Below are 13,596 nucleotides of genomic sequence, written 5' to 3'. Positions count from 1 at the left end.
GCGATGAGCACGATCGGGACAACCGAGCACGGCGCGGTGAGACTGGTGAACGAGATGGGGCGCCGGTTCCGGGAGGGCGACCACGCGGGCGCGTTCGACCTGCTGCATCCGGACTTCAGCATCCAGCAGCCGGAGTCGCTGCCGCACGGCGGCCGGCACGACGGCCGCGACGGCATGGTCGCGGCGAGCACGGAGTTCGCGCGGCACTGGGAACGCTCGATCGGCGCGGCGCGGGTGCTGGGCTGTGACGACGGCTCGGCGGTGCAGATCACCACGCAGACCTGGACGGCCCGGAGCACCGGTCGGTCGGCGACGGTCGACGTCGTCGAGCTGTTCACGGTCGCCGACGGGCTGATCGCGGAGATCAGGGTCTTCCAGCAGGACACCCACGTGCTCCTGGCCACTCTGGACTCGCCTTGACAGGCCCGCGCGGCCGATGGGACTCTAATAACTGAGCGTTCGCTTTCTTATGCTGAGAACCCTGATCCGCAGGGTGTCGGAGGTGCAGGGATGACGTACCGGTTGATCGACGCAGACGGGCATTACTACGAGCCCGACGATTGCTTCACCCGGCACATCGAATCCCGTTTCAAGGACCGGACGATCCTCGTCCGGCGCGGCGAGGACGGGCTCGGCCGGATCTTCCTGCGCGGCCGGCGCACGTTCATGAGCGTGATGCCCGGCGACTTCGCCTCCGCGCCCGGCGCGCTGGAGGGCCTGTTCGCCGGCGGGGTCGCCGACGGCTTCACCCACCGCGAGGTGATCAACGCCAAGGACCACCCCGAGTTCATCGAGAAGAAGGCGCGGGTGGCGCTGCTGGACCGACAGGGCCTGGAAGCGACGCTCATGCTCCCCACCCTGGGCGTCGCGGTCGAGTACGAGCTGCGCGACGACGTCGAGCTGAGCTACGCCAGCCTGCGGGCGTTCAACCGCTGGCTGGAGGAGGACTGGGGCTACGGGGACGACGGCCGCATCTTCTCGGTGCCCATGCTGTCGCTGCTCGACATCGACAGGGCCATGGTCGAGCTGCACCGGGTCATCGACGCCGGCGCCCGCCTGGTGCACCTGTGCCCCGGGCCGACCGGCGGCCGCTCGCCGGGCGATCCGGTGTTCGACCCGTTCTGGGGGACCGTGGCCGAGGCCGGGATCCCGGTCGTCTTCCACACCTCCAACAGCGGGTACCAGCACTTCTACGGCACGCACTGGTCCGAGGACCCGAACAACCCGTCGCACCTGCAGTCCCCGCTGCAGTGGGCGCTGTGCAACACCGAGCGGCCGGTCGTCGACACGCTCATCGCGCTGACGCTGCACAACCTGTTCGGCCGCCACCCCAAGGTGAAGATCCTGTCGATCGAGAACGGCTCGAGCTGGCTGCGGCCGCTGTTCAAGACCGTCGACAAGGCGGCGGCGCTCGGCCGCCGCGGGCCGATGATCGGCGGCCGGCTCCCGCCCCGGCCCAGCGAGGCGCTGGCCGAGCACCTGTGGGTGTGCCCGTTCCCGGAGGACGACGTCGAGGACCTCATCGACGCCATCGGCGCCGACCACGTCCTGTTCGGCTCGGACTACCCGCATCCGGAAGGCCTCCGCGAGCCGCGCGACTTCATCTCCCGGCTCGACGGCTGCGACGCCGAGGTCGCGCGCAAGGTGCTCCGCGGCAACACCGCCGCGCTGCTCGGCCTCGCCGGCTGAGGTCCCGCCCGGACGCCCGCGGGGCGGTCCGCGTCCGACCGCGCTCCGCCGAGCGCGGCGTCTCTGCACGATCCTCCCGGTGCGGTCCGCCCGCGACGCCGCCGCACCGGGCGGCCGGACCACCGGGCGGCCCGCGCGCCCGCACGGTGGTCCGAGGCATCCGGCCACGGACTCCGGGCCGGTCTCCCCGGTCCCGAAAGGAGCGGCAATGAAAGTCGCCATCGCGTACGAGGTCGGCGGGCCGGCCGTGATCGAGGACCTCCCCGTCCCGAAGATCGGGCCGCGGGACGTCCTGGTCAAGGTCTCGGCCAGCGGCATCTGCCATACCGACCTCAACGTGATCAACGGGCTGTCGGCGCTGCCGCTGCCGATCGCGCTCGGCCACGAGGGCTGCGGGGTCGTCGAGGAGGTCGGCGCCGAGGTGCGCCGGGTCGCGCCTGGGGACCGCGTCCTCGCGTCGGTCTCGCCCGCGTGCGGGTCCTGCCGGCGGTGCCTCAACGGGATGTCCAACCACTGCGAGCTCAACCCGGGCGTGAAGGCGGCGCACCGGTTCGAGCTCGCCGACGGCCGGTGGGCGGCCGCGGTGTGCGGGTGCGGGACGTTCGCCGAGGCCATGGTCGTGGACGAGGCGTCGGTCGTCCGGGTGGAGACCGACCTTGCCGACGAGGAGCTCGCCCTGCTCGGCTGCGGTGTCACCACCGGTCTCGGCGCCGCGCTCAACACCGCCGCCGTCACGCCGGGGTCCAGCGTCGCGGTGATCGGCTGCGGCGGCGTCGGCCAGTCGGTGATCCAGGGCGCCCGCATCGCCGGCGCCGCGATGATCATCGCGATCGACCCCGTCCCGGGCAGGCGCGAGGCCGCCGTCGCCGTGGGGGCCACCCACGCCGTCGACCCGGGGGAGGGCGACCCGGTCGAGCAGGTGCGGGCGCTGACGGCGGGAGAGGGCGCCGACTACAGCTTCGAGGTGGTCGGACGCCCCGAGCTCATGGTGCAGGCGTTCGACATGGCACGGGTCCAGGGCACGGTGACGCTCGTCGGCATGCCCGCCGTGGACGCCCAGCTGACGCTGCCCGCCATCCAGGCGGTCTTCTCGGGCAAGCGCCTCGCCGGATCGGTCGTCGGCGGCGCCCAGATCCTGCGCGACTTCCCCCGCTTCATCCGCCTCGCCGAGACGGGCCGCCTGGACCTCGGCGCGATGGTGTCCCAGCGGATCGGCCTGGCCGACGTCAACGCCGGCATCGCCATGGTGACCAGGGGCGAAGGAGTGCGGACCGTCATCGTCTGACGACCGGCGCGAGAGCACACGAGCCGTTCCCGAACGAGCGCTCGCGAGGGCGGGCGCCCGGCCAGACGATCGTGATCGACGGCGGGCTGGACCGCCGGTCAGGAAGGATGATCTTGGACTTCACGATGGGGAAGGCCGCCGCCGGGCTGCGCGGTGAGCTTCGCGAGCTGGTGGCCGAGAACGTCCCCGCGGACTTCCTGGGCGCGTTCACCGACGATCCGGCCGATCTGGAGACGGCGCAGGGTTTCTGCCGGGTGCTCGCCGAGCGCGGGTTGCTGTGTCTGGCCTGGCCGGAGGAGTACGGCGGGGCGGGTGCTTCGGTGTGGGAGCAGACGGTGGTGCGCGAGGAGATGTGGGCGCATCATGAGCCGCGCGGTGCGCAGTACATGGGCGTGAACTGGGTGGGGCCGACGATCATGCGGCATGGCACGGCGGAGCAGCGCAGCAGGCATCTGCCGCCGATCGCGCGCGGTGAGGTGATCTGGTGCCAGGGGTTCAGCGAGCCGGACGCCGGTTCGGATCTGGCGTCGCTGCGCACGGCCGCGCGGCGGGACGGCGATGGCTGGCGGATCTCGGGTCAGAAGATCTGGACGTCCTACGCCACCATGGCGCAGTGGTGCTTCCTGCTCGCCCGGACCTCCAAGCAGGAGAAGAAGCAGCAGGGTTTGACGATCTTTCTCGTGCCGATGTCGGATCCGGCGATCGAGGTCCGGCCCATCGACTGCATGATGGGCCCCCACCACCTCAACGAGGTCTTCTTCGACGACCTGAAGGTGACCGAGGCCGACGTCCTCGGCGACGTCGACGGGGGCTGGAAGGTGGTGCAGGAGGTGCTGTCGTTCGAGCGCGTCGGCATCGCCCGCTACGCGCGCTGCGAGCGCCTGCTCCGGCTCGCGCCGGAGGTGCTCGGCGACCGCTGGGACGACCTGCCGGACGAGCTGCGCGGACGGTGGGCGGGCGCGCTCACCCGCTGCCGGCGCGCCCGGCTGCTGGCCTACCAGGTGGTGGCCGCGCAGGATCGGGGCGCGGTACGGCCGGGCGATGCGGCGGCCTACCGGATCGCGGTGACCAAGCTCGACCAGGAGAGTGCGGAGGTGCTCATGGAGATCGTCGGATCGGCGCCGCCGGACGGCGAGCAAGGCCGGATCTTCCGCCGGGAGGTGGAGGACCACTGGCGCTACGCGCAGGCGTCCACGGTGGCGTCCGGGAGTATCGAGGTCCAGCGGATCCTGCTGGCGCGCGCCATGCTGGCGGCGTCGTGAACATCGAGCTGAGCGAGGAGGCGGCCGAGTACGGGCGGCAGGCGCTCGAGGCGTTCAAGGCGGCCGGCGGGGACGGGCTCGTCCAGCAGGCCGAGGCCGAGCCCGGGCACCGGGCGGAGCAGGTGGCGCCGGTCCTCGCCGAGCTCGGCGCCTGGGACCTCGACGCGCGCGGCGATGCCGACGAACTGGAGGCGGCGGCCGCGCTGTGCCGCAGCGCCGGCTACTGGGCCGTCCCCTACCCGGTGGCCGAACGCCTCGCCCGGCCCGCGGACCTCGGCACCGACGGGCTCGTGGTCGTCGCCGGCACCGCTCCCGCCGGCGCCGTGGCGGGGCTCGACCTGCGCTGGACGGCGGTGACGCCGGACGGCCGCCGGGCCACCGCCGCCGCGCTGCCGCCGGCCGCGCCGCCGCGCGAGTCGGCGTTCGTCACCGGGCTCGCACTGACGCCGCTCGACGAGGCCGGTGCCGCCGACGCGGCCCTGGGCCTGGTCCTGCCGTGCTGGACGCTCCTCGGCATGCTCGACCGGGCGATCGACCTCGCCCGCGAGCACGTGCTGGTCCGCGAGCAGTTCGGTCGGCCGCTCGCCCAGTTCCAGGGCGTCCAGTTCCAGCTCACCGACGCCGAGGTCGAGCGCAGCGGGCTGGAGATGATGGCCCGCTACGCGCTGTGGAGCGGCCAGGCGAACTTGCCCGAGGCCCTCGACGACGCGCTCGCGCTGCGGTTGGCCGCGCTGGAGGCGGCCGAGACCGTCTTCCGGGTCGCGCACCAGCTGCACGGCGCCATCGGTTTCTGCGACGAGTCGCCCCTCTCGTGGATCTCGCGGTACAGCCAGCCCGTGCGGCGGCTGCCGCTGGGGCTGTCGGCGACCCGCGATCTGCTGGCGCGCAGGCTCGGGCGGCACGCCCTGACCGGGCGCTACGGCGACGTGGCCGAGCGGGTGACGTCGTGAAGTACGACCTGCCCGGCGAGTTGGCCGTCGAGGCCGACGGCCCGGTCCGCACCGTCGTCCTCAACCGGCCGGACGAGCTGAACGCCGTCAACCAGCCGCTGCACTGGGCGCTGGCCAACGTCTGGCGGCAGCTCGCCGCCGATCTGGAGGCCAAGGTGGTGATCCTCACCGGCGCGGGGCGCGCGTTCTCCGCCGGCGGGGACCTCGACTGGATCACCTCGTTCCTGGACGACCCGGTCGCCCGCGACGAGAGCCTGCGCGAGGGCGCGCAGATCATCGAGGAGATCCTGCGCTTCCCGCTGCCGGTGATCGCCGCCGTCAACGGCCCGGCGGTCGGCCTCGGGTGCAGCGTCGCGGTGCTGTCGGACATCGTGCTGATGGCCGAGACCGCCCACCTGGCCGACCCGCACGTCAGCGTCGGCCTGGTCGCGGGCGACGGCGGCGCCGCGTTCTGGCCGCTGCTCACCCCGATCCTGCGGTCCCGCGAGTACCTGTACACCGGCGCGCGCATCCCCGCCGCCACCGCCGTCGAGCTGGGGCTCGCCACGCGCACCACCGTGCCGGACGGCCTGCTCCCCGAGGCCCGGCGCCTCGCCGAGCGGCTGGCCGCGCAGCCCGCCGAGGCGTTGCGCGGCACCAAACGGGTGGTCAACATGCACCTGTCGGAGGCCCTGCGCGGCGCGATGCAGGCCGGGTTCGCCGCCGAGGCCGTCACCATGCGATCCGCCGAGCACCGGGAACGGCTGCTGGCGCTGCGGCGGAAGGCGGGCGGGGAGTGACGGCCACGGCCACCGGCCTCACGGCGTTCCGCGCCCACGTGCGCGACTGGTGCAGGACGCACATCCCCGTCGGCTGGCGGGAGGCGCAGACGGGCGTGGGGGAGGAGGAGTTCGTCGCCTTCCAGAAGGCGTGGTTCCAGGAGCTGCGCCGCGCCGGGTTCGCCGTCCCGCACTGGCCGGCCGAGTGGGGCGGCGGGATGCCGGTCGCCGAGCAGATCGTGCTCTACCAGGAGCTCGCCGCGCACGACGCGCCGCGGCTGGTGCTGGCGTTCGTCGCGATCCACCACGCCGCCGCGACGCTGCTCGCCGCCGGGACGGACGAGCAGCGGCGGCGGCACCTCCCGGCGATCCTGGACGGCGAGATCTGGGTCCAGGGCTTCTCCGAGCCGGGCGCCGGGTCCGACCTGGCCGCCCTCAGGACGACCGCCCGCCGCGAACGCGGCGCCTACGTGGTCAACGGGCAGAAGCTGTGGGCGAGCGGGGCCGCGCACGCCGACTGGTGCCTGCTCCTGGCCCGCACCGACCCGAAGGCTCCCAAACGGCGCGGGATCTCCTACTTCCTGCTGGACATGCGCACGCCCGGCATCGACGTCCGGCCGATCCGGCAGGCGACCGGCGAGTCCCACTTCTGCGAGGTCTTCCTCAACGACGTGGAGGTGCCCGCCGCGAACCTCGTCGGGCCCGCGAACGAGGGCTGGCGGGTGGCGCAGGAGACGCTCGGGGCCGAGCGCGGCATGACGATGCTGGAGCTGGCCGAGCGGCTCGGCAACGCGGGCTTCCGCCGGCTGGTGGAGCTGTGCTCCCGCCCTGGTCCCGGCGGGGCCCGTCCGATCGGCGACTCGCCGGTGGCCGACCGGCTGGCGGCGCTGGAGACCGAGGTGACCGGCCTGCGCGCGCTCTGCCGCGACCTGGTGGAGCGGCACGAGGCGGGCACCGTCGGCCGCGCGGACGCCTCGATCGTGAAGCTCTACTACAGCGAGCTGCTGCAGCGGATGACCGACTTCGGCACGGAGGTGGCGGGGCTCGCCGCGCACACCGAATTGCGCAAGCCGCTGTCGAGCAGCTGGGAGTCGGGCGCCTGGGCGCTGGACTTCATCGGCTCGTGGGAGTGGACGATCCCGGGCGGCACCAGCGAGATCCAGCGCACCATCATCGCCGAGCGCGGCCTCGGCCTGCCCCGCGAGCCGAAGGGAGCCTGATCCGATGTCTGCGGAACGCTCCCCTGGAGGCGGCGACCTGGCCGGCGGCCTGGAGGCAGAGCTTCGGGACGAGCTGCGCGCCGTGGCGCGCGACCTGCTGACCGAGAAGGGGCCCGAGGCCGCGCTCGACTGGCGGTCGGTCGCCGAGGCGGGGTGGCTCGGCCTGGAGGCGCCCGAGGCGCTGAACGGCGCGGACGCCACCTTCGCCGAGGTCGCCGTCGTCCTGGAGGAGATGGGCCGTGCGGCGGCGCGGGGCCCGTACCTCGGCGCGATCGTCCTCGGCGCCGGCGTGCTCGGCCTGCTGGAGCCGGGCCCCGGCCGGGACCGGCTGCTCGCCGCGACCGCGTCCGGCGAGGTCGTCCCGGCCGTCGCGCTGCCGGGCGACGGCGCGGCCGGCGCGGCCGGCGGTGCCGCGGGCGAGGTGCCGTTCCGCGTGGAAGCGGGGCCCGGCGGCCCGCGGCTCCACGGCCGGGCCGCCTTCGTGCCCGGCGCCGCCGAGGCCGGCAGGCTGCTGCTGCCCGCCCTCGACCCGGGCGGCGTGCCGGTGATCGTCGACGTCGCGCCCGACGTGGCCGGCCTCGGCCGCACCGCTCAGCCGGTGCTCGACGCGACCCGCGGCTTCGGCCTGGTCACGGCGGACGGCGTGGCGGTCGGCGAGGAGGCGGTCTGGCGGTTCGCGGGCGACCCGGCGCTCGCGCTCGGCCGGGTCCGCGACCGGGCCGCCGTCGCCGTCGCCTGCGACAGCCTCGGCGTGAGCGAGGCGATGCTGGACGCGACGGTGGCGCACGCCAAGGTCCGCGAGCAGTTCGGACGGCCGATCGGCTCCTTCCAGGCGGTCCAGCACGCGTGCGCCGACATGCGGGTGCGGATCTCGGTGGCCCGGCGGCTCGTCGAGGGCGCCGTGCGGTGCCTCTCCGGCCCTCCCGGCGGAGACGACTCCGCGACGGGCGTGGCGGCCGCCATGGCCAAGTCGTACACGTGCGCCGCGGCCGTCGACGTCGTGGGCAAGGCGATGCAGTTGCACGGGGGCATGGGCTACACGTGGGAGAGCGGCGTGCATGTGCATCTGAAGCGCGCCATGCTCAACCGTTCGCTGTTCGGCTCGCCGGCCGCGCACCGCGCGCGGCTGGCCGAAAGGTACCGCTGACCTCGCACCGGTCCTCTGGCGCAGGCGGCACCGCGCACCTACCATGGTATGTGAGCGTTCGCTTTCATATCTCCATTCGATCCACGGAGTGGTTGGGAGACCCGCATGTCGTTCACCTGGTTCATCTCGGTCGATGACCATCTCATCGAACCCGCCCGGCTGTGGCAGGAACGCCTGCCGGCGAGCCGGCGGGACGAAGGCCCGCGGATCGTGCGGGACGGGGACTCGGAGTTCTGGGTCTACGAGGACCGCCAGATCGTCACCACCGGACTGAACGCGGTGGCCGGCAAGAAGCGCGAGGAGTTCTCGCCCGAGCCGATCACCTACGACGAGATGCGGCCGGGCTGCTACGACCCGGCGGCGCGCGTGGCCGACATGAACCAGGGCTTCGTGCTGTCGTCCATGCTCTTCCCGTCCTTCCCCCGCTACTGCGGGCAGGTCTTCCACGAGGCCGCGGACAAGGACCTGGCGCTGCTGTGCGTCCGGGCGTGGAACGACTTCATCCTGGAGGAGTTCGCGGACGCCTACCCGGGCCGGTTCATCCCGATGATGATCATCCCGCTGTGGGACCCGGCCCTCGCCGCCGCCGAGATCGAGCGGACGGCCGCCCGCGGCGCCAAGTCCATCGCGTTCTCCGAGAACCCCACCAAGCTGGGGCTGCCGTCCATCCACACCGGCCACTGGGACCCCGTCCTGCGGGCCTGCGACGAGACCGGCCTGGTCGTGTCGATGCACGTCGGATCGTCGTCCAACCTGATCCGGACCTCGCCGGACATGCCGACGCTCGCGTTCATGGCGTACTCGGCCGCCGCCAACCAGGCGGGCACCATGCTGGACTGGCTGTTCAGCGGCAAGTTCCAGCAGTTCGACAACCTGCGCATCGCGCTGTCGGAGGGCTCGATCGGCTGGATCCCCTACTTCCTGGAGCGGGCCGAGCAGGTCATCGACAAGCAGCGGTTCTGGGCGTCCCGCTTCGACATCGACATGAACGCCGCCCACGACCGGGGCGAGGCGAAGGGCGAGGCGTCGTTCGACCTGGACACCGACATCCGCCGGCTCTTCAAGGACCACGTCTTCGGGACGTTCATCGAGGACCAGGCGGGCGTCCGGCTGCTCGACATCATCGGCGAGGACAACGTGATGCTGGAGGCCGACTACCCGCACTCGGACTCCACCTGGCCCGACACCGTCGAGATGGCCAACAAGTGGCTCGGCCACCTGCCCGAGGAGACCCAGCACAAGATCACCATCGGCAACGCGTCCCGGGTCTACGACTTCACGCCGGCCGACCCCGCCTCGATCGACCTCTCCTGACCGCCCCCCCGCACGCGCCGTCGCCGCCGCCCCAGCCTCCGGGGCGGCGGCGACGGCGCGCTTCGAGCGGCCGGTGTCAGCCGATGACGATGGCGCGTTCGGGGCAGTTGGCCACCGCGTCGGAGACCTTGGCCTCCAGCCTGGCCGGGACTTCGGGAAGCGTCACCGTCCCGTGCCCCTGCTCGTCGAGGTCGAACACCTCCGGGCAGATGTCCCAGCAGCGCGCGTGCCCCTGGCACCGGTCCGGATCCACAGAGACCTTCATCAGCCGTACTCCTTCGTCTTCGAAACGGTCAGAACGTGGCGGCCAGGGACCACGGCCCCTCCGGAAAGGGCCGGCCGAGCAGTTCCATGCTGTAGCCGATGCGGCCGGTCCCGGTGCCGGGAGGCGCCCCGCACAGTTCCAGGGCGGCGGTCGCCATGGCGTCGTCGTCCTCGACGGGGGCGGTATCGGGCGTGTGCGGGGACACCACGGCCACGCCCGGGGTCATCACCAGGCCCGACGTCCCCAGTGCGTTGACGTTCACGCCGGAGCCGTGCACCTCCGCCGCCAGGCCGGTCGTGAGCCGGTCCAGCGCGGCCTTGCACATCCCGTAGGGCGTGCACCCGTCGCTGGCCCAGTCCGGGTACGGCGGGCCGAGCGGGTGGCGGGCCTGCTTGGAGGTGATGTTCAGCACCCAGCCCCGGCCGCGCTCGACCATGCCGGGAACCGCGAGCTGGCAGAGGCGGAACGGAGTGTGCACCATCATCTGGAACATCAGCGCGTAGCGCCGCGGCGGGATCTCCAGAGCCGGTCCGTAGAAGTTCACCCCCGCGTTGTTCACGAGGGTGTCCACCGGGCCGAGCGTCGCCTCCGCCCGCTCCACGATCGTCTCCACGTCGGCCGGGTCGGTGAGGTCGGCGGGGACCGCCTCCGCCCGGCCGCCTTTGGCCCGGATCCGTTCCACGACCTCTTCGAGCGACCCGGGGAGGGCCGACGCGCCGGGGGTGACCGTGCGCGCCACCAGCGCCAGCGCCGCTCCCTCGGCCGCGAATCGTTCGGCGATGTACTGCCCGATGCCGCGGCTTGCGCCGGTGACGAGCGCCACGCGGCCGTCCATCGATCCCAAGAGCACTCCCGAGGGTGAGTTCCGGAGCAGGACGCTCCTCGCACTGCACTCTAGCAAAGTGAGCACATACTCTCTCTAGTCCTCGCCGGGTGACGTAAAGCTCAGGTGGGCGTTATGGTTAGTGAGTACACGCTCTCTTACTCTCGCGCCCGCGGCGCGACCCGCGAGCCGGCACCGCGGTGCACCGGCCGGAAGGACGTGACCCATGCACGACATCGTGATCCGCAACGGCGACGTGGCCGACGGCACCGGCGCCGCCCCCCGGCGAGCCGACGTCGCCGTCGACGGCGACCGCGTCACCGAGGTGGGCGCGGTCGAGGGACGCGGCCGGCGGGAGATCGACGCCTCCGACCGGCTCGTCACCCCCGGTTTCATCGACGTGCACACCCATCTCGACGCCCAGCTCTTCTGGGACCCGCTGGCCACCCCGTCCTGCTACCACGGCGTCACCACCGTCGTGATGGGCAACTGCGGCGTCACCTTCGCGCCCGTCCGCCCCGGCCAGGAAGGCTACCTCGCCACGATGATGGAGTCGGTCGAGGACATCCCGGCCGACACGATCATGGCCGGGCTCGACTGGGGCTGGGAGACCTATGGCGACTACCTGAAGGCGCTGGGCCGCCGCGAGTTCGGCCCGAACGCGGGCGGTCTCGTCGGCCACTGCGCGCTGCGGCACTACGTGATGGGGGAGCGGAGCCTGGACGAGTCGCCCGCGACCGACGACGACATCGCCGCGATGGCCGCCGTCGTGGGCGAGGCCATCGACGGCGGCGCCCTGGGCTTCTCCACGTCGCGCACCTACCTGCACACCGTCCCGGACGGACGCCAGGTACCGGGCACCTTCGCACTGCCCGCCGAACTCGCCGCCATCGCCGGCGTGCTGGCCGAGCGCGGCCGCGGCACCTTCCAGGTCGTCCCGCGCATCGGCGAGCGCGACGGCGCCGAGCGGAAGAACTCCACCGCCGAGATGGCGTGGATGGAGGAGGTGAGCCGCGCCTCGGGCCGCCCCCTGGCGTTCTCCATCATGCAGAGCGACCGGCGGCCCGGCCTCTGGTCATGGGTGATGGACGAGGTGGCCGCGGCGCGCGGCCGCGGCGCCGACCTGCGGCCGATGACGGCCGTGCGCGGCAGCGCGATTCTCTACGGCCTGGTCGGCCGCACCCCCTACGACACCCTGCCGGCGTGGGCCGAGCTCATGTCCCGGCCGTTCGAGGCCCGCCTGAAGGCGCTGGCCGACGAGACGGAGCGGCGCCGCCTGCTGGAGGAGGCCGAGCGGCCCGCCGAGATGTCGGGACCGCTGGCGCCGAAGGACCCGGCCAAGCTCTACCTGATGCCGCCGGGCTCGGCCGACTACGACGTCTCGGCGGACAACAGCCTGGCCGCCGAGGCCGCCCGCCGCGGCGTGAGCGCCGCCGCCGCCTTCCTGGACTTCGCGGCCGAGACCGGCGGGCGCGGCCTGCTGTACTACCCGGTGCTCAACCAGGACCTCGACGCCGTCGCCGAGATGATCCTCAACCCGGACGTGGTGCTCGGCGTGGCCGACGCCGGCGCGCACGTGGCCCTGACGATGGACGCGGGCAACACCACCTACTTCCTCAAGCACTGGGTGCGCGGGGAGAACCTGCTCGGCCTCGGCCCCGCGATCAGGAAGCTGACCCTGGACGGCGCCGACCTGTTCGGGCTCGCCGACCGCGGCGTGCTGCGGCCGGGCGCGTTCGCCGACGTGAACGTCATCGACATGGAGCGCCTCCACCTGGACACCCCGGAGATGGTGGCCGACCTGCCGCTCGGCGCCGACCGGTTCGTCCAGCGGGCCCGAGGCTACGACTACACGCTCGTCAACGGCACGGTCCTGGTCGACCACGACGAGGTGACGGGTGAGAAGCCCGGCCGCCTGGTCACGCACGCCTGATGCCGGGCCGCGGCGTGCCGGCGGCCGATCCCACGACCCCGGCACGCCACCCGTCAGGGGAGCTCTTTCGCCCACTCCAGCAGCGCCGGGGCGAGCAGGGGCCAGCGCACGAAGAGGCCCGCGGCCTCGCCGGAGTTGCGCGCCGCCTGGCGCTCGCTCCACTCGGCGTCGCCCCACGGGGGCTCGACGAGGCGGGCGTTCGGAAGCCGCTCCGCGATCTGCTCCGAGGTCTCCCGCCGGTGGTGCAGGTCGCTCGCGCCGTTGCGGAAGACCAGCGTCGGGACGTCGAGGGCCCGTGCCTGGTCGTCGCTCAGACCGGGGACGAGCTGCGCGTCGTCGGGGCAGTAGGCGGCCAGCCAGCGTTCGAACGTCGCGATGAACTCCGCGGGATCCTGGTCGAGGATGCGCTGCCGGTTGCCCGGGTTGCGCTCGATGGACTCGGCCCATTCCGGCAGCGCCGCGACGGCCTCCATGCCGCCGCTCCAGGCGGCCGCGATCGACCCGTTGCAGTAGTGGGAGCCGATGGACAGCAGGCCGTAGACGCCGCCGCTGATCCACCACAGCGCGAGCCCCGCCGCGACGTCGGGGTGCCGGGCGGCGGTCAGCATCGACACCCGGGAACCGCCCGAGCCGCCGATGATCACGGCGGGCGCCATGTCGAGGTGCCGCAGCAACGCGGCCAGGGTGTCGGCCTGCATGGCCGACTCCGACGTGCCGGTCAAGCACACGTCCGACTCTCCGGTGTTCGGGCGATCCCAGATCAGCACCCGGTTGCCCTGCTCGGCCAGCGCCTCGGCCAGCTCGCGGACGCCCGGCGACTCCTTGCTGAACCGCCCTCCGGGCGTGATCGCCCAGGGCCGTCCGTGCCCGATCACTTCGTAGCCCACCGTGAGGCCGTTCACGCTTGCCGCAGCCATGCGGCGGACGTTACTATAAAAATCGATGTTAGG

13 protein-coding genes are annotated in these 13,596 nt (G+C 73.0%); 10 read left to right on the top strand and 3 right to left on the bottom strand.

The annotated features are described in order from the left end of the window. The first annotated feature begins 3 nt into the window (after positions 1 to 3). From F8568_RS24710 to F8568_RS24670, 9 genes are all read left to right on the top strand, one after another. Positions 4 to 420, top strand: coding sequence for a nuclear transport factor 2 family protein (locus tag F8568_RS24710; RefSeq protein WP_151596076.1), 417 nt, complete (start codon positions 4 to 6; stop codon positions 418 to 420). Between the two features lie 90 nt (positions 421 to 510). Further along, positions 511 to 1,689, top strand: coding sequence for an amidohydrolase family protein (locus tag F8568_RS24705; protein WP_151596075.1), 1,179 nt, complete (start codon positions 511 to 513; stop codon positions 1,687 to 1,689). Positions 1,690 to 1,897: 208 nt separating this feature from the next. Beyond that, on the top strand, positions 1,898 to 2,974 hold the full coding sequence (locus tag F8568_RS24700) for a Zn-dependent alcohol dehydrogenase (RefSeq protein ID WP_151596074.1): 1,077 nt from the start codon (positions 1,898 to 1,900) through the stop codon (positions 2,972 to 2,974). 113 nt (positions 2,975 to 3,087) lie between these two features. Beyond that, positions 3,088 to 4,236 (top strand): acyl-CoA dehydrogenase family protein, encoded by a 1,149-nt coding sequence (locus tag F8568_RS24695; RefSeq protein WP_151596073.1) that lies wholly within the window; start codon positions 3,088 to 3,090, stop codon positions 4,234 to 4,236. Continuing rightward, entirely contained in the window at positions 4,233 to 5,186 is a 954-nt protein-coding gene (locus F8568_RS50575; RefSeq protein ID WP_151596072.1) for an acyl-CoA dehydrogenase family protein, read from the top strand. The genes F8568_RS24695 and F8568_RS50575 overlap by 4 nt, the downstream gene beginning before the upstream one ends. Next, entirely contained in the window at positions 5,183 to 5,965 is a 783-nt protein-coding gene (locus tag F8568_RS24685) for an enoyl-CoA hydratase/isomerase family protein (protein WP_151596071.1), read from the top strand. Before F8568_RS50575 ends, F8568_RS24685 begins: the two co-directional genes overlap by 4 nt. Continuing rightward, the gene (locus F8568_RS49775; RefSeq protein WP_151596070.1) at positions 5,962 to 7,164 is read left to right on the top strand and encodes an acyl-CoA dehydrogenase family protein; all 1,203 of its coding nucleotides are present in this window, start codon (positions 5,962 to 5,964) and stop codon (positions 7,162 to 7,164) included. The genes F8568_RS24685 and F8568_RS49775 overlap by 4 nt, the downstream gene beginning before the upstream one ends. Positions 7,165 to 7,168: 4 nt before the next feature. Beyond that, a complete protein-coding gene (locus tag F8568_RS24675) occupies positions 7,169 to 8,311 on the top strand; it encodes an acyl-CoA dehydrogenase family protein (protein ID WP_151596069.1) in 1,143 nt (380 codons plus the stop codon). A 105-nt stretch (positions 8,312 to 8,416) separates the two neighbouring features. Next, positions 8,417 to 9,625, top strand: a complete 1,209-nt coding sequence (locus tag F8568_RS24670) for an amidohydrolase family protein (protein ID WP_151596068.1) — start codon at positions 8,417 to 8,419, stop codon at positions 9,623 to 9,625. A gap of 76 nt (positions 9,626 to 9,701) precedes the next feature. Here F8568_RS24670 and F8568_RS24665 read toward each other — a convergent pair whose 3' ends face one another. Then, on the bottom strand, positions 9,702 to 9,890 hold the full coding sequence (locus F8568_RS24665; RefSeq protein WP_151596067.1) for a ferredoxin: 189 nt from the start codon (positions 9,888 to 9,890) through the stop codon (positions 9,702 to 9,704). 28 nt (positions 9,891 to 9,918) lie between these two features. After that, positions 9,919 to 10,725 (bottom strand): SDR family NAD(P)-dependent oxidoreductase, encoded by an 807-nt coding sequence (locus tag F8568_RS24660; protein ID WP_202125299.1) that lies wholly within the window; start codon positions 10,723 to 10,725, stop codon positions 9,919 to 9,921. Positions 10,726 to 10,939: 214 nt separating this feature from the next. On the opposite strand from F8568_RS24660, the gene F8568_RS24655 reads away from it, so the two are divergent. Then, positions 10,940 to 12,646, top strand: a complete 1,707-nt coding sequence (locus F8568_RS24655; protein ID WP_151596065.1) for an N-acyl-D-amino-acid deacylase family protein — start codon at positions 10,940 to 10,942, stop codon at positions 12,644 to 12,646. Positions 12,647 to 12,699: 53 nt separating this feature from the next. Here F8568_RS24655 and F8568_RS24650 read toward each other — a convergent pair whose 3' ends face one another. Then, on the bottom strand, positions 12,700 to 13,563 hold the full coding sequence (locus F8568_RS24650; RefSeq protein ID WP_151596064.1) for an alpha/beta fold hydrolase: 864 nt from the start codon (positions 13,561 to 13,563) through the stop codon (positions 12,700 to 12,702). Positions 13,564 to 13,596 lie beyond the last annotated feature (33 nt).

The organism is Actinomadura physcomitrii, from assembly GCF_008923205.2.
In the GTDB taxonomy this organism is placed as follows: Bacteria; Actinomycetota; Actinomycetes; order Streptosporangiales; family Streptosporangiaceae; genus Spirillospora; species Spirillospora physcomitrii.
Note: the sequence above shows the minus strand (reverse complement) of the source record. Positions and strands in the feature narration are given on the sequence as shown.

What these genes read in the sequence shown, in the direction of transcription:
- F8568_RS24710 (WP_151596076.1), top strand. Translation starts at nt 4, where the DNA reads ATGAGCACGATCGGGACAACCGAGCACGGCGCGGTGAGACTGGTGAAC.
- F8568_RS24705 (WP_151596075.1), top strand. Translation starts at nt 511, where the DNA reads ATGACGTACCGGTTGATCGACGCAGACGGGCATTACTACGAGCCCGAC.
- F8568_RS24700 (WP_151596074.1), top strand. Translation starts at nt 1,898, where the DNA reads ATGAAAGTCGCCATCGCGTACGAGGTCGGCGGGCCGGCCGTGATCGAG.
- F8568_RS24675 (WP_151596069.1), top strand. Translation starts at nt 7,169, where the DNA reads ATGTCTGCGGAACGCTCCCCTGGAGGCGGCGACCTGGCCGGCGGCCTG.
- F8568_RS24670 (WP_151596068.1), top strand. Translation starts at nt 8,417, where the DNA reads ATGTCGTTCACCTGGTTCATCTCGGTCGATGACCATCTCATCGAACCC.
- F8568_RS24665 (WP_151596067.1), bottom strand. Translation starts at nt 9,890, where the DNA reads ATGAAGGTCTCTGTGGATCCGGACCGGTGCCAGGGGCACGCGCGCTGC.
- F8568_RS24660 (WP_202125299.1), bottom strand. Translation starts at nt 10,725, where the DNA reads ATGGACGGCCGCGTGGCGCTCGTCACCGGCGCAAGCCGCGGCATCGGG.
- F8568_RS24655 (WP_151596065.1), top strand. Translation starts at nt 10,940, where the DNA reads ATGCACGACATCGTGATCCGCAACGGCGACGTGGCCGACGGCACCGGC.
- F8568_RS24650 (WP_151596064.1), bottom strand. Translation starts at nt 13,563, where the DNA reads ATGGCTGCGGCAAGCGTGAACGGCCTCACGGTGGGCTACGAAGTGATC.